23 protein-coding genes and 1 pseudogene are annotated in these 21,155 nt (G+C 53.4%); 17 read left to right on the top strand and 7 right to left on the bottom strand.

All coding sequences use genetic code 11. From position 1 onward, the window contains the following. Window positions 1-43 precede the first annotated feature (43 nt). The 3 genes from AC2TCY_RS00420 (at window position 44) to AC2TCY_RS00410 (ending at window position 1,023) form a co-directional block, all read left to right on the top strand. A complete protein-coding gene (locus AC2TCY_RS00420) occupies window positions 44-346 on the top strand; it encodes a YciI family protein (protein WP_480844742.1) in 303 nt (100 codons plus the stop codon). A 210-nt stretch (window positions 347-556) separates the two neighbouring features. Beyond that, window positions 557-883, top strand: coding sequence for a hypothetical protein (locus AC2TCY_RS00415; protein WP_480844741.1), 327 nt, complete (start codon window positions 557-559; stop codon window positions 881-883). After that, window positions 880-1,023: a hypothetical protein gene (locus AC2TCY_RS00410; RefSeq protein WP_480844740.1), complete on the top strand. Its 144-nt coding sequence runs from the start codon at window positions 880-882 to the stop codon at window positions 1,021-1,023. The genes AC2TCY_RS00415 and AC2TCY_RS00410 overlap by 4 nt, the downstream gene beginning before the upstream one ends. Here the strand turns inward: AC2TCY_RS00410 and AC2TCY_RS00405 are convergent. Continuing rightward, on the bottom strand, window positions 1,020-1,358 hold the full coding sequence (locus tag AC2TCY_RS00405; protein WP_480844739.1) for a hypothetical protein: 339 nt from the start codon (window positions 1,356-1,358) through the stop codon (window positions 1,020-1,022). The genes AC2TCY_RS00410 and AC2TCY_RS00405 overlap by 4 nt on opposite strands. A 55-nt stretch (window positions 1,359-1,413) precedes the next feature. Then, window positions 1,414-1,941: an RNA 2'-phosphotransferase gene (locus AC2TCY_RS00400; protein WP_480844738.1), complete on the bottom strand. Its 528-nt coding sequence runs from the start codon at window positions 1,939-1,941 to the stop codon at window positions 1,414-1,416. 198 nt (window positions 1,942-2,139) lie between these two features. Between AC2TCY_RS00400 and AC2TCY_RS00395 the strand changes: the two genes are divergently transcribed. The 6 genes from AC2TCY_RS00395 (at window position 2,140) to AC2TCY_RS00370 (ending at window position 5,572) form a co-directional block, all read left to right on the top strand. Beyond that, window positions 2,140-2,406: a helix-turn-helix domain-containing protein gene (locus AC2TCY_RS00395; protein WP_480844737.1), complete on the top strand. Its 267-nt coding sequence runs from the start codon at window positions 2,140-2,142 to the stop codon at window positions 2,404-2,406. Window positions 2,407-2,609: 203 nt separating this feature from the next. Further along, the gene (locus AC2TCY_RS00390; protein WP_480844736.1) at window positions 2,610-2,948 is read left to right on the top strand and encodes a hypothetical protein; all 339 of its coding nucleotides are present in this window, start codon (window positions 2,610-2,612) and stop codon (window positions 2,946-2,948) included. Window positions 2,949-3,003: 55 nt separating this feature from the next. Continuing rightward, a complete protein-coding gene (locus AC2TCY_RS00385) occupies window positions 3,004-3,597 on the top strand; it encodes a c-type cytochrome (protein WP_480844735.1) in 594 nt (197 codons plus the stop codon). A gap of 9 nt (window positions 3,598-3,606) precedes the next feature. Then, window positions 3,607-4,506: a c-type cytochrome gene (locus AC2TCY_RS00380; protein ID WP_480844734.1), complete on the top strand. Its 900-nt coding sequence runs from the start codon at window positions 3,607-3,609 to the stop codon at window positions 4,504-4,506. A gap of 4 nt (window positions 4,507-4,510) precedes the next feature. Then, entirely contained in the window at window positions 4,511-5,002 is a 492-nt protein-coding gene (locus tag AC2TCY_RS00375; protein ID WP_480844733.1) for a c-type cytochrome, read from the top strand. Window positions 5,003-5,095: 93 nt separating this feature from the next. Continuing rightward, on the top strand, window positions 5,096-5,572 hold the full coding sequence (locus tag AC2TCY_RS00370) for a DUF411 domain-containing protein (protein ID WP_480844732.1): 477 nt from the start codon (window positions 5,096-5,098) through the stop codon (window positions 5,570-5,572). A 248-nt stretch (window positions 5,573-5,820) separates the two neighbouring features. On the opposite strand, the pseudogene AC2TCY_RS00365 reads toward AC2TCY_RS00370, so the two are convergent. The 3 genes and pseudogenes from AC2TCY_RS00365 to AC2TCY_RS00355 form a co-directional block, all read right to left on the bottom strand. Beyond that, window positions 5,821-6,210, bottom strand: a pseudogene (locus AC2TCY_RS00365) (DUF6788 family protein); the annotation flags it as partial. A gap of 124 nt (window positions 6,211-6,334) precedes the next feature. Further along, a complete protein-coding gene (locus AC2TCY_RS00360; RefSeq protein WP_480844731.1) occupies window positions 6,335-7,480 on the bottom strand; it encodes an SNIPE associated domain-containing protein in 1,146 nt (381 codons plus the stop codon). Window positions 7,481-8,043: 563 nt separating this feature from the next. Next, entirely contained in the window at window positions 8,044-9,183 is a 1,140-nt protein-coding gene (locus tag AC2TCY_RS00355; RefSeq protein WP_480844730.1) for a tetratricopeptide repeat protein, read from the bottom strand. Between the two features lie 294 nt (window positions 9,184-9,477). On the opposite strand from AC2TCY_RS00355, the gene AC2TCY_RS00350 reads away from it, so the two are divergent. The 6 genes from AC2TCY_RS00350 (at window position 9,478) to AC2TCY_RS00325 (ending at window position 16,655) form a co-directional block, all read left to right on the top strand. Then, on the top strand, window positions 9,478-9,669 hold the full coding sequence (locus tag AC2TCY_RS00350) for a hypothetical protein (protein WP_480844729.1): 192 nt from the start codon (window positions 9,478-9,480) through the stop codon (window positions 9,667-9,669). A gap of 25 nt (window positions 9,670-9,694) precedes the next feature. Further along, window positions 9,695-11,161, top strand: coding sequence for a guanitoxin biosynthesis MBL fold metallo-hydrolase GntH (gene gntH, locus AC2TCY_RS00345; protein WP_480844728.1), 1,467 nt, complete (start codon window positions 9,695-9,697; stop codon window positions 11,159-11,161). Between the two features lie 14 nt (window positions 11,162-11,175). Next, window positions 11,176-12,156: a CobW family GTP-binding protein gene (locus AC2TCY_RS00340; RefSeq protein ID WP_480844727.1), complete on the top strand. Its 981-nt coding sequence runs from the start codon at window positions 11,176-11,178 to the stop codon at window positions 12,154-12,156. A 165-nt stretch (window positions 12,157-12,321) separates the two neighbouring features. Beyond that, window positions 12,322-13,119, top strand: a complete 798-nt coding sequence (locus AC2TCY_RS00335; protein WP_480844726.1) for a transporter family protein — start codon at window positions 12,322-12,324, stop codon at window positions 13,117-13,119. 355 nt (window positions 13,120-13,474) lie between these two features. Next, window positions 13,475-15,226, top strand: coding sequence for an adenylate/guanylate cyclase domain-containing protein (locus tag AC2TCY_RS00330; protein WP_480844725.1), 1,752 nt, complete (start codon window positions 13,475-13,477; stop codon window positions 15,224-15,226). Window positions 15,227-15,497: 271 nt separating this feature from the next. Next, window positions 15,498-16,655: an adenylate/guanylate cyclase domain-containing protein gene (locus tag AC2TCY_RS00325; RefSeq protein ID WP_480844724.1), complete on the top strand. Its 1,158-nt coding sequence runs from the start codon at window positions 15,498-15,500 to the stop codon at window positions 16,653-16,655. A 222-nt stretch (window positions 16,656-16,877) separates the two neighbouring features. Here AC2TCY_RS00325 and AC2TCY_RS00320 read toward each other — a convergent pair whose 3' ends face one another. Further along, window positions 16,878-17,816, bottom strand: a complete 939-nt coding sequence (locus AC2TCY_RS00320) for a sulfotransferase domain-containing protein (protein ID WP_480845470.1) — start codon at window positions 17,814-17,816, stop codon at window positions 16,878-16,880. Between the two features lie 130 nt (window positions 17,817-17,946). On the opposite strand from AC2TCY_RS00320, the gene AC2TCY_RS00315 reads away from it, so the two are divergent. Then, complete coding sequence (locus AC2TCY_RS00315; RefSeq protein WP_480844723.1) at window positions 17,947-18,837, top strand: LysR family transcriptional regulator; 891 nt, start codon at window positions 17,947-17,949, stop codon at window positions 18,835-18,837. A 307-nt stretch (window positions 18,838-19,144) separates the two neighbouring features. On the opposite strand, the gene AC2TCY_RS00310 is transcribed toward AC2TCY_RS00315, so the two are convergent. Beyond that, window positions 19,145-20,116: a GNAT family N-acetyltransferase gene (locus tag AC2TCY_RS00310; RefSeq protein ID WP_480844722.1), complete on the bottom strand. Its 972-nt coding sequence runs from the start codon at window positions 20,114-20,116 to the stop codon at window positions 19,145-19,147. 213 nt (window positions 20,117-20,329) lie between these two features. Here AC2TCY_RS00310 and AC2TCY_RS00305 point away from each other — a divergent pair, with 213 nt between their 5' ends. Continuing rightward, on the top strand, window positions 20,330-20,608 hold the full coding sequence (locus tag AC2TCY_RS00305; RefSeq protein ID WP_480845468.1) for a helix-turn-helix transcriptional regulator: 279 nt from the start codon (window positions 20,330-20,332) through the stop codon (window positions 20,606-20,608). Window positions 20,609-21,155: the final 547 nt, after the last annotated feature.

Below are 21,155 nucleotides of genomic sequence, written 5' to 3'. Positions count from 1 at the left end.
GCTCTGCCATAGTCGCTTTGGCACAGCAAAATGAGGATCCTAAATGAAATTCATCGTCCTGTTTGAAGATGTAGCTGATGTCGATCCTGGTATTCGGGCGGCTCACATGAAAGAGCATATCGCTTTCCTCGAAGATAACGCCGAAGCAGTCGAAGCCGCCGGACCCCTGACAGACGGCGAGAACAGAGGGCGCGATGGTCTTTGGATCGTTGAGGCAGAGGATCAAAGTGAGGTCGTGAAGCTGATCCACGCCGATCCGTTCTGGCCGACGGGTCTCAGGGCCTCCTTTTCCATTCTGCCCTGGAAGCAGGTTTACCGGGACGGAAGGGGGCTGATCTCTTCCTGAGGTTTGCGAGGGACCGCCGACTATTCAGTTCCGATCGCCAGCATGAGCAGCAGAGCACACGGCGATTGTTGATTTCGTTCAGATCACCTTTTCGCATGAGACATCAACGGGCGGTATCTGCAATTTTCAGCCGACGCCTGACTCCGTCAGCTTCTGGCGAAGTCCTTACCAAACATGGCTCTGGGCCTCGTTTTGGATTATGGTCTCAGAATGGACGGCAAGCTCCAATCTCTCAGCCGCGCCGACCTGATTGCACTTCTGCGCAAGTTTGTTCCTGCAGACGAATTGGAGCGCTGTCTGGACGATTTGCTGAAACAGAAAATCAAAAGATCAAATGTTTGGTGTCGTGACAGCGCAGAAGCAGTGGCTGAAGAAGCTGTTGCCGCTTCAGCAGCGGGTGCCATTCTTGAAAGGATTGAGGGTGGTCGCCACACAAATTTCGACGTGCCAGGCGAGCTGAAACCCAAAAGGGATGCTCTGACGGAGGCAATCGAGACAGATACCGATGCAACGATCGAGGGCGAGGAGGATGCTTGATTGCTGGTGACCAAGGGCAAGCAACTGACGGAGCTTCTATCATTGCCACCGCATTGCCGATCTCAATAGTGCAGCTTGTGCTTGTGGTGAGCGACAAGACTACTGAAACTGGACAATTGGAAGCTGAAGAAGGAGCCTAAGCATCCGCTGTTAAGAACCGCGCGCCGATACCAGCCTTCTCAAGATCTGCCTGCAGTGCTCCTCGGTCTTCCACAGTCGGCAGGTGAATGGCGGCCTGACCATCTTTTAAGAAACCCTCCAGGCAACGCTTCGCCTTGAGCATGGAGGCACCCCGACGCGCCAAGGCTATCGCGGCCGATGGCACTTGCGCTTCACTGCCCCGCTTTCGGATCAGGGCAGTGTTTTCTGACGAACCGGACCGCACCTGGTCGATTTCCCTGACAGGCCCAATCGTTCGAACCGTTGTTTCATAGATGGTTTGCTCACGACCGTTGCCGTCCATCACCATGTTCATTCAGTATGCCCGGCGGGTTCAGGTGCCCGTCCGTTTTGCAAGTATCGCGGTCGGATTAGAAACCCAGGTATTGCGCAGGGACGAAATCCGTCAACCAAACCGCATTGTCCGCCCGATAGAACGCATAACCGTCCCGATGCATACTGCCAGTTTCTATCCGAAGGACGGTCGGTTTTCCGTGCCGTTGCCCTACCTTTTCAGCGGTCTCAGGATCAGGAGAAAGGTGGACCTGTTGCCGCCTGCCTGGTTTCAGACCTTCGCTGAAAATGCTGTCGAGATTTGATCTGGCAGTGCCATGATACAGGGTTTCCGGCGGCGCCACGGCTTCGAGACCCAAGTCAACATCGACCGAGTGTCCCTGAGCCGCGCGAATGAGTGTCCCATCGTCCGAGATTGTGAACCGCCTTTTATCGTTTTCCTCGACGATTTTGCGCAGCTCTGCGACATTCAGCGGCTGACCGATGCGTTTCATCCCCCGCAAAAGATCGTCAATACGCGCCCAGCCGCCCGGCATAAGGGTCAGCCCGACGAGTTCAGGCTCGTGACGCAGGATCCTTGAAAGAGTCTTGCTTTGTTTCGACATGATCGGCGTTTCCGAATTTTTGCTGCATTTGGAAGGTTCCGGCCCGGATGTGTCAACATGCGATTGGCGGGATTGACCGGCTTTACGCGTATCCCTTGTCTGCCAGGTTTGGCGATGACGCTGCAAAGGGTGCCCGGACAGGCAATTTTTTGGTAGCATGGCATCGATTTGGAGGGGTTGGTTGGGAAAGGAAGCAGTATGAGCGTCGAAGAACTGAAGCAAGCGATCCTGGAGGAGAGGCCAGAGCTCAAAGAGTTTCTCGCGCAAAATCAGGAGAAGACGGACCTTGCCCTGGAGCTCATGAAACTGAGAAAGCTGGCGGGGCTCACGAAAGACGCGCTGGCGGATGTCTCGGGACTCTCCGTCGAACAGATCGATCGGCTTGAGGCGCCGTCCGGTGATCTGCCGTCCGAGAGTGAGGTAGAGCGCTATAAAACGTCTTGCCGGCGGTATTCCAGGCGTTGATCATGACGGGCCGCCGAATGGAAGTTGTCGGTGCAGATATCACTGCCGGTCTCGGGCTCAACGCAAGGGAATAGAAGCGCGTGAACGCGCGTCATTGGCGGTTCGGCGAGTTGTCGCTGGTCGAGGGCTTGACCCGCGCGGACGTTGAGAACATCATCGCCTCGGTGAGAGAATTGGAACAAGACAACGGGATGAGCTGAGCGGTGCTTTTGGACAATCGCAGATGGATCGGGCTGATGCTCGTCGCGGCAGGCGTGTTCGCCGCTGCTCTGCTTTTGTCCGGCGGTGTCGCTGAGGCCCATGGAAAACATGAGCCCTCCGTGGTTTCCGACGAGGTTCAAACGCACGCTGAACATTCCGCAAAGGACCATCAGGGCCATTGTCACGGTGGGGCGTTCTGCAGCGGTCCTGCGATCGTCCAACTGTCGAATCTGAATGCGGATTTATTGGAATGCAGCGAACGGTATGGACTGCCGCGCGCGACGAACGGCATCCCGGTGGTTTCGAATTTTGATCCGCCCCCACCCAAATCCTTGATCTGATCCGTATCCGCATACGCCCTTTGGCGTGATGAGATAACTCAGACAGGGAAATCCGATGAAAACTGAAAAACTTTTGCTGGGCGCGGTGGTTGCGTCTGTTCTGGCTGTGGCAAGCCAATCGGTGTTTGCGCATGGCGGAGCTACCGGCGTTGTCAAAGAACGCATGGATGGCATGGGCGTGATGAAAGAGGCGATGAAAGTGCTGACGCCGATGATGCGGGGGCAGGTCGATTATGATGCAACCGTGGTGCGCGAACGGTCGGAGGATATCAGCCGCCATGCGGGCGAGGCGCTCACCAGACTGTTCCCCGACGGCAGCCTTGATGCACCATCCGAGGCGAAGCCAGAGATCTGGCAGGACTGGGAGGCGTTTTCAGCCCTGGCCGATCAGCTGCGCGTGATGGCGGATGGATTGGCGGAAGCTTCCGAAAACGGGTTGATGATGGCCGGCGACGCGCCTGCTGTCGGCGGTATGATGGGCGGTCAGGGCGGCACAATGGTGGGTGGCGCCATGATGGGGGGTGGCATGATGGGCAGCGCCGCAAACGGCGGCATGAAGGACCTGTCACAGATGCCGGCCGACGGGGTTTTCACCATGATGGGACAAGTCTGTTCGGCCTGCCATACCCGTTTCCGGGTCGAGAAATAGGCCAGGACAATGCGCAAGTTCTATCGCGTTGGACTGATCGGCGCGGTTATCGCTGCCGTTAGCCTTGCAGGCCTGATGGCCCGGCCGATTGGCCAGCCTCTCGCGCCCATAACCCTGGAGGGGGATGTCGACCGCGGTGCTTATCTGGCCCGTGCCTCCGGCTGCATCGCGTGTCATACCGATTTCGCGAAAGGCGGAGCGCCACTGGCGGGCGGTGTGGCATTGGAAACCCCGTTTGGCACGCTGTATTCGCCGAACCTCTCCACCGATCCTGACCACGGGATCGGAGGTTGGAGCCAGGCGCAGTTCGCCCGTGCCGTCCGCGCGGGGGTTTCGCCCGAAGGGCACGCCTATTACCCGGCTTTCCCTTATCCTTTCTATGCCAATTTCTCGGATCAGGAGATTGCCGATCTCTGGGCTGCCTTCCAAACCGTGCCACCGGTCGCAGAACCATCGCGGACGCCTCAGATGGTCTTTCCGTTCAACCAGCGCTGGGGGCTGAAACTTTGGCGTGCCGCCTATCTGGAACCTCCAAGGACAGAGCCGGTGGCGGGTAAGGGCGAAATATGGAACCGGGGTCGTGAACTGGTCGAAGGAGCCAGCCATTGCGCGGCCTGTCATACCGGACGCAACTTCGCCGGCGCGCGTAAGTCCAACACGGAGCACTTCCGGGGCAGCGATGCGCTGCCAGGCGGTGAGAAAGCACCGGCCATCGATCACCTGACTTTGGCTGAAAAGGGATGGGATGTGGCCAGCCTGGCCTATGCCCTGCGCACCGGCATCACACCCGAAGGGGACGTCTTTGGCGGTTCCATGGGCGAGGTCGTGCTTTACGGCACACGTTTTCTGACCGAGGCCGACCGGACAGCCATTGCGACCTATCTGATGGACGAACATGAAGGGGGATGAGGCAATGAAAACCAGAACCATCTTTGCATTTGTCCTGGCCGGGATTGTCGTCACCGGTGCTGCGGTCGTATGGCTCGCGCCGTCGAGCACGCAGGCAGGACCGCCAGTGCAACCGAAAACGTCCGATGTTGAGGAGGGCGCGGTGCTCTATGCCGAGTTTTGCGCCTCCTGCCATGGAGCTGAGCTGGAGGGGCAACCCAATTGGCGCACCCCAAATGAGGATGGCACCCTGCCTGCTCCGCCTCATGATGAGACCGGCCATACCTGGCATCACGGGGATGCGCTGCTGTTTGACTACACCAAACAGGGTGGTGAAGCGGCGCTGGATGCCCGCGGCGTGTCCGGTTTCGCCAGCGGTATGCCGGGATTCGGCGACAGCCTGAGCGATCAGCAGATCTGGAACATCCTGGCCTATATCAAATCTACCTGGCCCGAGCGCATCCGCGATATGCAGGCGGTGCGCACCGAAAGCGAACAGATGCAGGGCGGCTCCTGACCGCTCGCTTGACACATATCATGACACTTGCCCGCGGTTTCGGTCACAAGAACCATCGTCGCACCGCAGGCGCGAAAACGGAAAGGAAATGACATGACCCCCCCGACACTCGACCGCCGCCTCTTCCTGGCTGGCCTTGGTGCCTCCGCCATCACTCTGGCCCCGCCGGCTCTGGCAACCGTCAAACCGCGGGTAGAGGTCCTCAAGGACCCGAACTGCGGGTGTTGCAGTGCCTGGATCGACATCATGCAGAGCGACGGGTTCGAGATGGAGGTGCAGAACGCCTCCTGGGAGACCTTGTCTCAATATAAAGCCACCAAGGGTGTCCTGGAGGAGATGGCCTCCTGTCACACCGGCCTGGTCGAGGGCTACGTCATCGAAGGCCATGTGCCGCCAACTGATATCCGGCGTCTTCTGGCCGAACGTCCCGATGCGGTGGGGCTGTCCGTTCCCGGTATGCCCTTTGGCTCACCCGGCATGGGGCCGGAGAGTGAGCGGGAAGCCTATTCGGTCTTCCTGATCCGCAAGGATGGCACCACAGAAGTGTTCAATCACTACGCGGCGGCCTGATCCACCGCTTCCGATTGGCGTAGGCCAGGGGTGGGTCTTTCGGCCCACCCTTCATGCATCGTCGCGGGCAGTGCACGAAAGGTGTCTTCGCCACCCGTCTCTTGTGCCCCTGCCCCGAAATCCGACATGCTCACGTGTCAGGGGGAACGGACTACACCTTAATCCCGGTGAGGCAGTTTGACTAAAGTGTCGTGAGCAGATTGTCCAAATCCTCACGGCTTATCGTCCGGCCAATGGCAGAAATTGAGTCACGACATGGTCACCCAATGTATCAACTGACAAGAATGGCAAACCACATGTGCCAATCCGCAAGAAACGGGTCGCCCTCTCTGCGTGGTGCAAGCTATTCCTCCCAAGCGAAACACGCCAAGCTTGGCCATGGAGGATAATATCTGGCCACTTCCCATATCGGTCATCAGATACCCCTCTGCTCTGAGAATTCGTATCAGGCGGGCTCGTTCTCGCCCGGCCTGCTTTTCTGCAGCGACGATTGATTTGTGTCGGGAGATCTGATCTCTGAGTTGTTCACTGTTTTCACCGATATATTGATAGATGACCTCTTTGCCGATCCGGTATTGACCATACCAATAGGCCTTGTTGCCGATAGACTTCAGCTTTGGTGATCCACGGAGGTTGGGGACAGGACCGTCTTTTAGGGATCTAAGAAGATCTGTCCAGGCAGCTGTTCCGGTTGCCGTGTGATACTTGAAACTTCTTTTACCCTACAATGAATTTATTGTAGGGTAACCGGAATCTTTGATGTCATATCTCGGCAGGCAGTTCGTCTGCCTCCGAGTCGTTGATTTTCATCAGCTTTTCTTTTCTTCGGGCCAAGGTTTCATGCCATTCCTGAGCTTCGCGATCTTTGAAGAATTCAGCATCGGGTGCGAGTCTTGCCACAGCGTCTTCCACCTCATCAAGCGAAACGCGAAAGAACTCTTTTCTCATGTTCGCCATGTTCACGCGTTGCTCCGCAAATTCCTTGTGGAGCGCCGCTTCCAGTGCCGGTGCCCCTTCAGAATAGATCGTCGCATGCGTGTCGAAACCGAATGGCACGCTGGCATCACCCAGCTCGCGAACCCGATCGTTGGGATCAAGGCGCCGGGTCAGGCCGATTTTGACCAAGTCCTCCCCAAATGAACCGACATTAGAAATGACATAGACGTATCCGGACTTTGTCATCTCGGCCATGGCACGGGCGCGCTCGCTGTTCGCGTGAGCCTGTTCCAAGGCAGTTTCAAGCTCCTGAATTTTCATCTGCATGGCTTCACTGGTCTCACCGCCACCGGCTTCCTTGCGCGCTTTTTCGAGCAACTCCTGATATTTCCGCTCTTCTTTCTCAGCGGCTCGTGCCTCCGCGAGAAGCTTCTTCTCCTCACGCTCCGCCCCGGCAAGTTCGGCGCGTTCGTCTTTCTCTGCCTTCAGTTGTTCACGGTATTCGTGGGTCCAATGCAACTCGTCGACTTTGAGCGCCACGTATTCCTCATTGATGTGAAGATTCATGGAGGTGTTCTCTTTGGAGATCGCTTTCAAAGCATTCAATATTCGCTTTTCCATGGCGACCACATTGTTCCAACGCGTGTTCGCAATCGCCGCCTCACACTCGTTGTTGAAAGCGCGCATGGTCAAACGAGACTGACGATTGATCTTGGTTTGCCCCTTTGCCCAACTGCCTTCGACAGTCCAGTCCGTAGGGCAGATGGTCGCCTCCTTGGCCGATACCATCGCCTTTTGACGGGCGCGTATCTCCTTGATTTTCTCCTTGTAGACCTCGCTGTCTCCAAAATCGAAATGGGGCCGTTTGTGAGTCTCACAAAGACGATATTCGTTTGCGCTCTTGGGCGTTCGCGAGTGAAAACAGATCGCGAATTGTTTTGAGCAATCTTCGCGAATTTCTTTGGGCGTCAACCAGCGAAATTTCTCAATGTTTCCGAACGGGAGCGCGAACGTGTTCGCGGCGTCCTACACAATTGTAGGTATGCGCATAGTATTGAATTTTGCGCATAACATTGCGTGATTTGCCCAAAGTTTTGTGCAAACCTCAACCAAGAGCGGAACTGCAACGCCAAATAGATCGCGAAAAGGTAGTCTGATTATGAGCCAGACAGTTTTGCGGAGAAGGCCAATAAAACGCGTAAGCTTAAAGTCTTTCCATGGAACCGGTCATAGCCGGTCTCAATTCGGGTAGTTGGTGAGGAGGCAGTCGTTCCCTGCACATGCCACAGCAACCATTCTGTTAGTGAAGGCGCTCATTCACGAACAAGAGGTCAATGTTTCTCGTACCGCAGCCCACCCGAGTGTCGGCTATGCGCAGAAAGTGGACTCTGCAAATCTGCAAAGCCCACCCTTAATCCACAGACGGCGTGGTCCGGCTCTATCGCCGGTTTTATCAACCCCCGTACGCTTTCAAAGCAGAACTATTTGAATAGATTTTGACGCTCGTTTCGAGGCAATAGCCGCAATACGTTTCGTCAGTATCTACTCAGTGTCTCCAGTATCATATTCCGCGTATTGATGTCGTTGTGGAAAATCCTGTCGGCGAGAAACTCGGACGGAAACTCAGGCCATGTCCTGCGCATTTCAGCGACGAGCCGTCGTGCTTCTTCTGAGTTTCCCAACTGATCGTGCGCAACGGCTTGAAATAAGAGCGAAGGAGCACTGACTGGCGCTCCGGCAGCCAGCGCTCCTTGAAAGGCTTCAACAACATTTTCGTAGTTCCCGAGCATAAGTTGCGACACACCCCAGATGTTTCTCGCACCAAACCTACCAGATCCTGATTTAGGTCTCTCTGAGTTGCTAACCTCGGCAGCGAGTTCCGGGGCGTCAGCCAAGATGGCAGTGATACCCGCAAGGTCGAGAATATGGCCATCCGTCGGCGCCAGTTCGACCGACATCCTTGCGTATTTCAATGCCTCGTTTGGCTGGTCTTTGACAGCCAGCACCCAACCATTTGCGCTGTTTGCCCACGCGTCGGCCGGGGACAATTGAAGCGCTTTTCCAGACATTTCTGAGGCTTGATTGAAGAAATCATCCCTTTGTGCTTCATCCGGCGACAACACCGCCAGGATCGCCAGGACCTGCGCTGATCCGGCATAGCCGTCAGACAGAGCCGGGTCGAGTTCCATCGCGTGCTGGAACATTCCCAGCGCTATTTGCTGACGTTTGACATCAAAAACGGGAAAAAACATGCCTCGGGCTTGGTCCGCAAGGTTGGCCGCCTGGAGTCTTGTCAATGATTGTTCACCAAGCGCCACACGTTCTGCTTGTTCGATGGATCCAGTTGTTGGCACAACCTCTCCGTTATCCTGGCTCATCCAGATGCCAAGCATAGCGACTAATGCAAGAACACCCAGTCCGGCTGGCAGCAGTTTCAGCGAACGCCGACGCCCATCAGGCTCATCGCTGTCCCACGCACTTGATGTGCGGTCTTCAATTGTAGGTACGTATGAAAACCGCGGCTTGTATCCGCCGGGGTCAACAAAAATGCGAACTCCATTGCCGTCCCAGTGATCTTCATAGAACTGATGCAAAAGACGACGCAGTCGCCTAGCCTCAACGCGAACCAGGTTTTGACTACCAGTGCCATCAATGCGACGCTCATAGACCTCCACAGCGATAGCTTTACCTCGGATCTGATCGCTTCGACCCGATAGAGATTCCTCTACTATATAGGTTAGAAATTGCTTCAGGCGGGGCGAGGCTTGAAACCCTTCGCTTGATACAATTTGGTTCAGAGCTTCCCGGACGAGCTCTGGAGACGTCTGTCCAATATGTTGATTTTTTAGCAAATCGTTGGATTTGTTCAATGTCAACTCACCCCCAACTCACGGTGACTCACTTGGCCTTTGCGGTCAACCGCACTCATCTTGATTTGAGAATAGATAGTGGGCGTCGGGATTTTTCCAGTGACGGTGGACCTGATTGAAGAAATTCCAGAACTTTCCGATGCGCTACTCGGCGAGGTCATCGAAGACCTGAAGAAAGCATCTGCGTTTTCGAAAGACGCATCGATCACGGCCTCAGAGCGCGCCGAATGGGCCCACATCAAATCTGAACTCATCAACGAGCTTCGCCGGATGTTGAAGCGCAACCTGTGAGATACTTCTAACCGAGGACCAATCCATGACCAAGGAAGACAGTAGAAAAGACCAGGACGACAAACAGGTTCAGGCGTCAGACCAAATTGAAGACCCGTCGCGGCGGAGTGTTCTTAAGGGCTTGGCCACTGGAGCGGCTGCGACAGGGGCAGCTGGCTTTGCGGCAGGAAGTGCCGAGGCCCACGAAGGAGACGGCCCACTAGGAGAAACACTTAAGAACCCATATGGTGGTCGACCAGCAGGCGGCATATCTTTGCCGGAATACTTCCGTCCGACGAAGTACATGACTGGTTCAAATGCGAACTATTTTCCACTTAGTGAGGAATTGGGGCCAGATGAGATGCGTGTCTCATTCTGTGGCTCAACACCATATCCACCGCGCGAAGATCAGGCGGGTACTTGCATCATGGTGGAGTTGGGAAATGGAAAACGTTTCTTCTTCGATTTTGGATCCGGTTGTGTCCGCAACATCATTGCCATGCAAGTGCCGGGGCAACTGATCAACGATATCTTCATCTCTCATTTGCATGTCGACCACTACGCCGACATTCCTTATATCTATCCGTTCCGGGCCTGGTCTGGAGGGTACACACCGCTGCGTATTCATGGTCCCTCTGGTCGGACGCCCGAACTTGGCACAGCCGGAATGGTTAAAGGCATGCAACAGATGCTCAAATGGCATCTCGAAGCTTTCGACGTGTTCCCAATTGGTGACGGCTATGAAATCGAGGTCAACGAGTTCGATTTCCGCCAAGAAGGCGGCATCGTTTATGACCAAGACGGTGTGACTGTTCGGTCTTGGCCTCGAAGCCATGCCAAGGACGGTGCGGTTGGTTATCGGCTCGACTGGAACGGGCTGAGCTTTGTATGGACCGGCGATGGCCGCCCGGATGAGCTTTCACGGAAATACGGCGAAGGCGTTGATGTCTTTGTAACCGAAATGTCGGGACAGGATATTGGTCAGTTGATGACCTACAAATACGGTATCCCACAGGATCTCTTTAACTACACTATCGATACACATCACACCTCCCACTACGCCGTGGGTAAGCTCTTTGCTGACACAAGGCCGCGTTTGGGAATGGTGACACACTATACCCAGGACGAGGATATCGACGCTGAAATGTTGGCTGGTATTCGCGCCCACTACGACGGTCTGTTCCAATGGGGTCTCGATGTAGCCGTTGTGAACGTGACCAAAGATGCGATCTGGTACAGGAAAGCTGCGTTGCCCGGAAAATCCGGCACTGTACCACCATTTCGCGAACTGGCCGCGGCAGCCGAGGCCGGGCGTATTGAGCTTCCTGATGAAATCACACTACCGAATCCGAGACTCACTCGAGCAGATCAGCAAGATCAGAAGTACAGAGATATGGAGATTGATCCACGCGAGTACTACCCAACTGACGTTTTCCGCGCGCCCGGTGGTGACTGGCCGCAAGACTTTACCATAAAAGTTTCGGATGTAATCGGCTCGCGCGATGAAGACTGAGAGGAGATCGAACAATGATTGAATTCGGCTCGACATCCGCAATCCCTGTCACGATCCTTACCGGCTTTCTCGGAGCCGGTAAGACAACACTTCTGAACCGCATCCTGACAGGCAATCACGGGTTGCGGGTTGCGGTTCTTGTAAATGACTTTGGATCCATCAACGTCGATGCCGATCTCGTAGTTGGCCTCGAAGATGATGTGATGAGTTTGGCGAATGGCTGCGTTTGCTGCTCGATACGAGATGACTTGATCGAGACGGTGGAGGCCGTTCTCGCCCGGCCTGAGAAACCGGAATACATCGTCCTTGAAGCAAGTGGCGTGTCGGACCCATCGTCAATCGCGATGACGTTTACCGATCAACGGTTCCGGGACATGATCCGCTTGGATAGCCTCATGTGTCTTGTCGATGCGGAACAGTTATTTGCCGCGCCGGAACAAATGGAACTGAAGCTCCGTCAAATTGCATTTTCGGACATGGTAATTCTGAACAAGGTTGATCTTGTCGACAGGGCCACAGTTCAGAAGGTGCACGATTGGCTTGGCTCTCGCTTCCGTCGCTATCGTCTGGTCGAAGCTGTCAATGCGGACGTCCCTCTGGACATACTTCTTTCCGTTGGTCGCTTTGCCACCGAACAGCTCGAAACGGAAATACCTAATCATCACGAACATGGACCAGATTGTGGTTGTCACCACTCTGATCACTCAGACAGCTTTTCAACGACTATGATGAAAACTGAACGCCCAATAAGCCTGTCTTCCCTCCGGAGTGCAATTCGGAAGCTTCCAGGCGATGTCTATCGCCTCAAGGGTTTTGTCTTCAGCGAGGAGGATCCTGGTCACCGCATTCTTGTTCAGGTCGTTGGAAAACGTATGGACATTGCACGGGATGGAGCATGGGGTGACCGCAAACCTGAAACAAGACTTGTCGCAATAGGCGCACCGGGGGCGCTCACCGAGGATGTGCTTTCGGACACGCTTATGGAGACAGTCTGAAAGCCAGTTTCGATCAAGTATTTTGGCTATAACTCAACCGTGCTGGACAATTTCATCCAGTTCGGCGGCGGCGGACTGTGAGTGGGCCATTGACGTCATTGCCAACCTGGCGATCTCAAGTGCAAGCCACCCATGAGAAAACGACCAGCTGAAAGGAGACCGCCTATGAACCTAAGGTTGCTACGCTGCTCCATACTTGCCGGGATTGGTGCACTTTCTGGTACTGCGTGGGCAGAGTCCCAGGAAGAAGAACTAGCAAAGCAACTTGCTAACCCCGTGGCCGCTCTCATTAGTGTGCCATTCCAGCTGAACTATGATCAGAATTTGGGTGCCGACGGAAATGGTTCGCGTTGGATATTAAACGTACAACCGGTTGTTCCCTTTGATCTTACGGACGATTGGAACCTCATATCCCGAACAATTCTTCCAATTGCCTCCATAGATGGTGGCCTGCCGGGTTCTGGATCAGAGACTGGGCTAGGAGATACAGTTCAAAGTTTTTTTCTTTCGCCCAAAAAGCCGAGCGCTGACGGTTGGATCTGGGGGGCTGGACCCGTTTTTCTGCTGCCGACGTCGACAGATAACAGCTTAGGTCTCGGAGAGTGGGGTGCTGGAGTTACCGGCGTGGCTCTCAAACAGCAGGGTCCTTGGACATATGGTGGCCTGACAAATCACATTTGGAACATTGATGGCGACACCGACATCAACCAGACGTTCTTACAGCCATTTATTTCCTACACAAATTCGAACGCGTGGACGTTCACTTTAAACACTGAGTCCACCTACGACTGGGAAAACGATCAATGGTCTGTGCCAATCAACGGTGTTGTCACCAAAGTTACCCAACTCGGGGATCAACTTATCAGCGTAGGCGGGGGAGTACGCTATTGGGCCGACGGCCCCAATAGTGGGCCCGAAGGTTGGGGCGCGAGACTTGTGGCTACCTTTCTGTTTCCCAAATAGTTGAGTCTTTCCTCAGAGAATATCGCTTATCGGATGCACGCATTGAGCGGATGAAAGCGAACGGCAGTTTGTCCGCATCTTGGAAGTCACCATGCTTGGATTTGAAGGTCCGGTTTGGGCTGAACTAGCCGACTATGCAAATAGCGGTACAAGGTTAACACTCACCAAACGAGCGGGTCGCAGAGAACGGCAACTTTGGAGCCCTAAAAGCACATCCCACGTTGATAGTTGGGTGCGGGGTGCGCACCATTTATTGCTCTATCGAAGACTTTAGCGATTCGACTTCGCGCGGATATCTAATGACGTGGATTCTCGTCACTTTCGGCGGTATTCTTGTGGCGTTAGGAGAGTTTTCTTGGAACGCCGCCTTGCCGCTATTCTTGTTGCCGATGTGGTCGGTTACACCCGTCTTATGGGGCATGACGAAGCAGGCACTCTTGAATGCTTGAAAGCAGTTCGTAGCAAAATAATCCAACCACTTGTTTCTCAACACAATGGTAGAGTTTTCAAGCTCGTCGGCGACGGGTTGTTAGTTGAATTTGCCAGCGTCGTCGACGCGGTCGCCTGTGCAATAGAATGGCAAAAGGCCATTCTTCAAGCTAGGTCGGAGGATGAAGGAACAAAGAGGCTTAGTTTTCGTATCGGACTTAACCTTGGTGACGTTATTGTTGATGGCGAAGATCTATTGGGGGACGGCGTCAATATAGCGGCTCGACTTGAAGCCCACGCAGAACCGGATTGTATCTGTTTGTCTGAAGATGCCTATCGACAAGCCACCGGAAAAATTAAGGTCGAGTTCAAAGATTTGGGTAAACTGGAACTCAAGAACGTAGATCAACCCGTTCATGCTTATAGCATTGCACTGAGCGGAGCCGCTTTGCCAATAGGTGTTTCGCCGATCCCGTTGTCAAGATCGAATAAGCCCTCCATTGCTGTCCTTCCGTTCCACAACTTAAGCGGTGAAATCGATCAAGAGTATATTGCCGACGGCGTGTCAGAAGACATCATTTCCGCTCTGTCCCGAAACCGATGGCTGATGGTTATCGCCCGCAATTCCAGTTTTGCCTATAAGGGTGAGGCGGTAGACCTGAAGGAAATCGGCAATCAACTTGGTGTACGTTATGTGCTCGATGGAAGTGTTCGCAAAGGGGGTAACCGCATCCGAATTGCCGCTCAATTAATCGATGCGGCGTCCGAAAAGCAAATCTGGTCCGAGCGGTATGATCGGGTTCCAGAGGACATTTTTGCGGTCCAGGATGAAGTCACCGAGGCTATCGTCGGGGCTATTGCGCCGGAGTTGGACAAGGCAGAGCAACAACGAGCGACATTTAAGAAGTCCGGCAAACTGAATGCATGGGAAATATATCAACAAGGAATGTGGCATCTCTACAAGCGGACCAAAGAAGACCTGATGGAAGCGCGCAAGCGATTTGAGGCAGCCCTATTGCAAGATCCCAACTTGTCTCTGGCTTTTTCCGGTTTGGTGGACGCGTACTACTATGAAGTGGTGCTCGGCCTAGCGGAGTCCCCCGCAAAAAACCGCGAACATGCACTACGATCCGCCCGAATGGCGGTAGAACTGGATCCCGATGATGCGGCTGCTCACTGCGCTATGGGAAAGGCCCGGATCGTAGGTCGCGAGCACGAAAACGCGATTCCAGATCTCAAACTGGCCGTTGAGCTCAATCCAAGTCTTGCTTGGGCTCATTACGGTCTCGGCGCTGCCGCTGTGTTTTTGGGAAGTGCCGATCAGGCTATCCCACACTTGGAAGACGCCATTCGCCTCAGCCCCCGTGACCAGCATATGGGGTCGTATATGGTGAGACTGGCCGAGGCGTATTTATTGAAGCGCGACTACAGGCTAGCGATTGAATGGGGAAGAAAATCACTTCAACAGCAAGGGTTTCAATGGTCCCGCTACTCTGTCATTCTCGCTGGCCTGGGCTACTTAGGCAAAACTGAGGAAGCCGCACGGTTGTTTAGCGAGTGTTTAGCGCACCGACCTGACTTTTCCGTTTCTATGGTCCGGCGGTGCCATCTCTATACACATGCCCCAACGCTCGAACATTATCTTCAAGGTCTACGAAAAGCTGGTCTTCCTGAATGAACCGTTCTGCGCAATCGCGGTCTTTGAATGGCCGATTTAAAGCGACAGTCTTGTTGCGTATGCCGGAATTGCAAAGTCTTGTTTTGAATGTCCGGTTTGGGCTGCGAGCGCCGTGGAAAAATTGAATTTGAGGTGTCCTTGAAGTGAATTAGACTGGGAACTAACTGTTCACATAGCTCATTGTGAGGACATCATGGCAGCTCCTTTAATCCAAAACTGGGAACTGACCGCCGCCATACAGGACTTAGCAGATTGGCTGGTTCAACAGGGCTTGGAGAATGCGCCGGTGGAGATCTGGCTCGAAGCATTCTGCAACCGTCTTGTTTCGGCAGGAATTCCACTTCAACGCGCAAACATCACTGCGCGCGCTCATCATCCCGAGATTGGGACAGTCGCTTTTCGCTGGCACAGGGATGGAGGAAATGAGCGACAGGAGTTTGTCCGAAGAACGGATGCACCTGAAGAATACATACAAAGCCCGATTTACTATCTGTTGGTAAACAATGTTGACGAGATCAGACAAGATCTGACAGTCGAAGAACCAGAGCTTGATTTTCCGATATTCGACGAACTTCGCGAACGCGGTGCGACAGACTACTTCGCCGTTAAACGGTTCTTCCTTATTCAGGATAACGCTACACCTGTCGATCCAATGCAGGCCGAGGAAGGAGCTATTATCTCGTTGACAACCGACGCGAGCGGGGGCTTCACAAGCCAGCAACTTGACGGATTGCGCCAACTGATATCTCCACTTTGCCTGACGCTGAAATGTGGGGCGAACAGACTGATGGCTGAAGACATAACCGCCGCGTATCTGGGCCGAGACGCCAGTCGGCGCGTTCTTTCCGGGGATATAACCCGAGGTTCATCGGAAACTATTTCAGCGGTGATTTGGTATTTTGATTTGCAAGGATTTACCAAACTGTCAGAGGCGCTTCCGGGGGACTCAATCATAGAATTGCTAAACGATTACTTCGCAGAAGCTGTTGATGTAGTCGAACGCAACGGCGGTAACGTTCTGAAATTCATGGGAGATGGTATGCTTGCCATCTTCGATATCGATCAGGTTCCGGACGCTCGCAGCGTCGCGATTCACGCGGCCATTGAGTTGCGAGATACCTTTGATAAGCTCAACAAACGACGGCAAGCGGACGGTTTACCAACGACCGGCTTCACTCTTGCGTTGCACGCTGGCGATGTACTTTATGGCAACATTGGCGGCCGGTCTCGTTTGGACTTCACAGTGGTCGGCCCGGCAGTCAATACAACCTCCCGGATTCTTGGCATGTGCAGCGCACTAGATCAGAACATTATTGTTTCTAACAGGGTGGCAGAGGACTTGGTGAAATCCATTCCAAATCTTGTTTCGCTGGGGCAATACAGACTGCGTGGTGTTGCTGAAAGACAGGAGCTGTTTACAATAGATTAAACGCGAATTGAAAAGCGTCACCTACACCGAGTAGACGGGCAGCTGTCTTCTGATACATTGCGAAAGTCTTGTCAGTAAAACGTGGGATAATTGGGCAGAGCACTTAAGCTGGCTCCAACTTCCAAAAATGGTCCTTCATGTGCGTCAGTTCAGGTCCAGAGATCATCCGAAGAAGGTCTGCTTCTGCTGAATGCAATCGCGTTACAGAGCAATGTTTTAGAATTATGTTTGCCGTGACGGTATCGCGGGTCGGGTGTTCCCGCCAGCTACTGAACCCTGACGTGTGCCCGTTTCAATCCAGTGGGCACATGCATCACCCAGCTGCTCGCGGGCCTTCTGCTCGTACTGCTGACTTAGATTTTGAGGTAAATCACTTTTCCAACGACCATTGGCCCCTTTGTGGATGAAAGTTTTTGCACCACCTTCCCAGAACGCGCCCCCAAGTGGCACCGATTGTTCTGCATTGGATTTCATGTAGTCGAACGAGCAGTGTTTCAACACATCCACCATCATTTCGTCATCTATGTCGATGTCGATAAATTTGGCAATCTCACGAATTTGACCTTCCATGTCGGCTTTAAGGTTCGCGAAATGCACCAGCTTGACGTTGGGCAGGTCCCGCACCGCCCACCACGATCTTACGTTTTCCCAAAATGACCAAAATGGCGCGCCGTCGTTCTCTAACCAATTCTCGAAATATATCGGAGGTTCACCGATGGGCGGAGCCAGAGGTGGCCCGACGCGTCCGGGTGTATTGTTCAAAGCGTCGTACCATGCTTCGTTACCATTGACATGATGATTGTGGAGTGACCAAACGATATCCCGGCCGTCGCGACCAATGTAGATATATTTGGCCTTTTCCGAGAACACGAGCGCATCAACCGGCAAGTGGGTTTTCAGGAATCTGCGGTGAGTTTGTGCTTCGATCATCGGGAGCTTCACTTCCGGCGGTGGCACCCGCAGATCAACCCATGGGCTCATCTCGGCGACAGGCAGGTCCTCTTTGCCACAAAATATGAGCTGACTGATGATCTGCTGCATCCATGTGGTGCCGGATTTTGCGTAAGTCGCAATGACGATATCGTCGTCACGAAAGCTGAATTTGTCCCAGATTGTACTGTCGATGTGATGGTTTTGAATGTCTCTGGTTTTCTCTGGCATGGTATTCATAGTTCCAGCTCTCCGTTCCCATTGTATTCAAACTTAAGCTACCGGCTGGTCTGATCTGCAAAAATGGCGAATAGTAGGGTATGACACTGCAAAATTGCAGAATAATCGCCGGGGTACGTTCGTGTTCAACTGGAATGACATTCGCGTTTTTCTTGCCGTCGCTGAAGAGGGTTCGACCTTGGCGGCGGCCAGCGTCATCGGCATGAACCAGACCACAGTTGCACGCAGGATCGAAGCTCTTGAACACGCTCTAAAAATTCAACTATTTGAACGGGACAACCGCGGCTACAAGCTCACAGCTCAAGGTTTGGCTTTGCTGGACGACATGAAAGGCATGCGCCGCGCGGCGTCAAAAGTTTCTGTCTCGGCTGAACAACTCGCCAGAGACGAACATGGTGTTATCCGTTTTTCAGGAAACGCAGAAGCCATGCAGCGGTTCGGTGCCGGGCTTGTTTCAGCGTTTCGAGAGAAAAATCCAGGTATCAGCTTCGAACTTCAGATCGACATTGCCTGGGATAAGGATCAGCCGCCGCTTGAGACGGGAAAGTCTGACATAGCCCTCCGACCTCTTGACGAGATATCAGGGGACACACTAATAGCTAAAAAAGTTGCTCAGTTTCCGCTGGGTGTCTATTGCAATCTTGCGTATCAGAAGATTCACGGTGCACCCGGAAATTTGGCGGAAGCCAGCGGGCACAAGTTTCTGATTTACTCAGAAGACATCGCAAGTGTCATGAAATCCGTCCGTTGGCTGAATGGTCAGATCGACCCATCGCAAGTTCTTTATCAGGTGAATGCCGTGTCCAGTATGGTGGCGGCACTTCAAGTTGGCGATGCATTGGGTTTGTTACCATGTGTAACAGGTGATGCGACCCCCGACTTGGTCCAGTGCTTCAAACATGAAGAGCTTCACCATAAGCTTTGGCTGATAGCTTCTCGCGAAAGTTACAGCCGTCCTGCAATAAAAAAGTTCATGGCATTCGCCGGAGAACACTTCAAAGCGTTAACATGATTCAACCATTCAGACGTTGCCAACAAACGGTCTTCTGATCAGCGTTTCGTGGTTGAAATATGAGCACAAGTTGCTGACGCTAGTCGAAATAGCCTTTTCAACATTCCTGCATGCAAAGCTGCCATTCGTTTCAAATGATACCCCAGTCGCCTTGGTGCGCCTAGCTGCCAAAGCTCCCATGGGACCGGACCTTGGCCAATCCCGGACCAGCCGTTCGAGTATTGCACGGCCGACGGCAAGGGAGAGCCCCTTCCGAGCGTCTTACAGCAGCGCAGCGAAGGTCTGCTGCGTTTAAGCTTGGAAGTCATCAGGAATTCCTTTTTCGACTAGACCGCCGAACAATCAGGGTTTCAGATCTATCCATCTCTACTTCCCAAGCAGTGCCGCTCGAAGCGAACAGGTCTTTGAACCCCTGCATATTCGACGGCTCATTCGAGATCAGTACCCAGCCTTCATCGGACACACCGCTAATCAACCGGTCCAGCACCTTCAACCGATCTTTTTCCGACAGCATGTATAACGTTCGATCTATGAGCAGCGCTTCGAACTTACCTTTTGGGGAAAAGGTCTTTATGTCAGCAACAATGCCCTCAACGCTCAAATTTTCGCAGGTTGCAGTATCGGTCAAATCACGAATGCCAGTGGGGGAGATGTCAACGCCTACAACGCTGTGACCCAACCGTTCGATGAACAACGCGTCATGGCCCTGACCGCAGCTAATGTCCAACACGTGGAGCGGTTTGCCGGAGTATTGCTTGAAGAAATCGACAAAGATTTGTTTCGGTTCCCCCAGTGCCTTGGGCGTTGAACTAAATAGCTTGTCGAAGTTGTACGGTAAATAGAGGCCAAACATCTCTGTAGTTGGGTTTGGCAGTTCTTTTTCCACCTCAAATCCATTTTTCTTCAAAACTCTGGCAGAAGCTGGGTTTTTCGCTTCGACGCCGCCACAAAGTTGCACAGACTGGCTGTCGGCCTTGTACCATGTGGTGAGACCCGAGATCAGTTCGGTCGCATTACCTTTCCCCCCACGCGCGTTCGCAAAAAGATACCCCAGATGAACGGTCTTGAGCGTTTCGGGTTCCAAAAATTCAGCTAAGATCAGAAGACCCAAAAGGCGATCATCGGCCCGATCTCGAGCCAACACTACATCGCTCTCAGCGGCCCGCTCATTTATCCAGTCATTTATTGCGGAACTGCCGTCGAGGTTCTGCATCAGCTCAGGCAAATGTTGTAAAACAGCAGGGGTAACAGTCTTCGCGAAATTGAAATCACCCCACACCCGTCAGAAGGTTTGGCATTTCTCGACGAGCGCTTTCAAAGCCCTCTACGCGAAGGTCGAAACATTTTGACCCTGCGGGTTACTAACGAAGCCCTGGACGCCCCTATCCGTACGCGGGTTGGGGCGGCTCGATCCCCACCGCCGTTACCTGAACTCGATTCATTGCGGGGATCTGGTGGTTTGACCGGATCCGTCCAAGTCGTATTGCGAGCGATGCTTGAGACAGGAAAACCAACGTTATCCAAAATTGCTCAGGTCATGGGGGTCAGCCCCAGAACTTTCCAACGCCTACTCAAACTGGAAGGTACAAGCTTTTCCCACATTCTCGCCGAGATCAGGCGTGAGGCCGCCACAGAATGGATAGAGATGGACGAAGGAACTCTCAGGGATTTGGCTATGTCCTTGGGATATTCTCATCAGTCGGCTTTCACGCGGGCAATTCGACGATGGGAGGGTCGGACCCCGAGAGAACTGGCCAAAGCAAAGCGATGAGCAGAGCCGTTTGCACTTCGTGCGGACATCAAATCATGGGGGGAGTGAAATTCTTGTGTCGAGAGTAGTTCTGCCCAACCTCACACACAATTTCTATAGCCAAAATCAGTCCTAAATGTGCGTTGCGCGAATGGTATGATTGCTGCGCTCAATCATTTTGGGTGACTACCAGCTGAACGCTCATTTATCGAGGCAGTTACGGCTCCGAAAAGTGTCTTTTGTGGCGATGAAGCGATTGTAAGGAATGAGAGATTTCTTGCAAATTCCCGCTATTTCTCAACAGTCCTCAAGCTATCATACTACTGCCCTATGAGCACTCCCACGCGCGATAGCGCAGCCGGCTCAAGTGCTCCGGGAGGCGAATAGGGATTTGCGAAGGAGTAAATCAAAAACAAGGTAATCCCATTGTAAATTCCAAACAGAGCCACGAATACAATGCTCAGACCCGACGATGCGAACGCAAAAAAGCTGATTGAGATAATGACAAGGCCGGCTATTGCCGCGAACCAGAACGGTGCTTCGCACCCCGGTGTAACAGATATTACAC

The sequence above is a fragment of the Ruegeria sp. HKCCD7181 genome (assembly GCF_057221055.1).
This window is presented reverse-complemented; position numbering and strand designations above follow the sequence as displayed.

Excerpts from the sequence above, each read along its gene's own strand:
- AC2TCY_RS00420 (WP_480844742.1), top strand. The coding sequence starts at position 44 with ATGAAATTCATCGTCCTGTTTGAAGATGTAGCTGATGTCGATCCTGGT.
- AC2TCY_RS00415 (WP_480844741.1), top strand. The coding sequence starts at position 557 with ATGGACGGCAAGCTCCAATCTCTCAGCCGCGCCGACCTGATTGCACTT.
- AC2TCY_RS00405 (WP_480844739.1), bottom strand. The coding sequence starts at position 1,358 with ATGAACATGGTGATGGACGGCAACGGTCGTGAGCAAACCATCTATGAA.
- AC2TCY_RS00400 (WP_480844738.1), bottom strand. The coding sequence starts at position 1,941 with ATGTCGAAACAAAGCAAGACTCTTTCAAGGATCCTGCGTCACGAGCCT.
- AC2TCY_RS00395 (WP_480844737.1), top strand. The coding sequence starts at position 2,140 with ATGAGCGTCGAAGAACTGAAGCAAGCGATCCTGGAGGAGAGGCCAGAG.
- AC2TCY_RS00385 (WP_480844735.1), top strand. The coding sequence starts at position 3,004 with ATGAAAACTGAAAAACTTTTGCTGGGCGCGGTGGTTGCGTCTGTTCTG.
- AC2TCY_RS00380 (WP_480844734.1), top strand. The coding sequence starts at position 3,607 with ATGCGCAAGTTCTATCGCGTTGGACTGATCGGCGCGGTTATCGCTGCC.
- AC2TCY_RS00375 (WP_480844733.1), top strand. The coding sequence starts at position 4,511 with ATGAAAACCAGAACCATCTTTGCATTTGTCCTGGCCGGGATTGTCGTC.
- AC2TCY_RS00370 (WP_480844732.1), top strand. The coding sequence starts at position 5,096 with ATGACCCCCCCGACACTCGACCGCCGCCTCTTCCTGGCTGGCCTTGGT.
- gntH (WP_480844728.1), top strand. The coding sequence starts at position 9,695 with ATGACCAAGGAAGACAGTAGAAAAGACCAGGACGACAAACAGGTTCAG.
- AC2TCY_RS00340 (WP_480844727.1), top strand. The coding sequence starts at position 11,176 with ATGATTGAATTCGGCTCGACATCCGCAATCCCTGTCACGATCCTTACC.
- AC2TCY_RS00335 (WP_480844726.1), top strand. The coding sequence starts at position 12,322 with ATGAACCTAAGGTTGCTACGCTGCTCCATACTTGCCGGGATTGGTGCA.
- AC2TCY_RS00320 (WP_480845470.1), bottom strand. The coding sequence starts at position 17,816 with ATGCCAGAGAAAACCAGAGACATTCAAAACCATCACATCGACAGTACA.
- AC2TCY_RS00305 (WP_480845468.1), top strand. The coding sequence starts at position 20,330 with ATGCTTGAGACAGGAAAACCAACGTTATCCAAAATTGCTCAGGTCATG.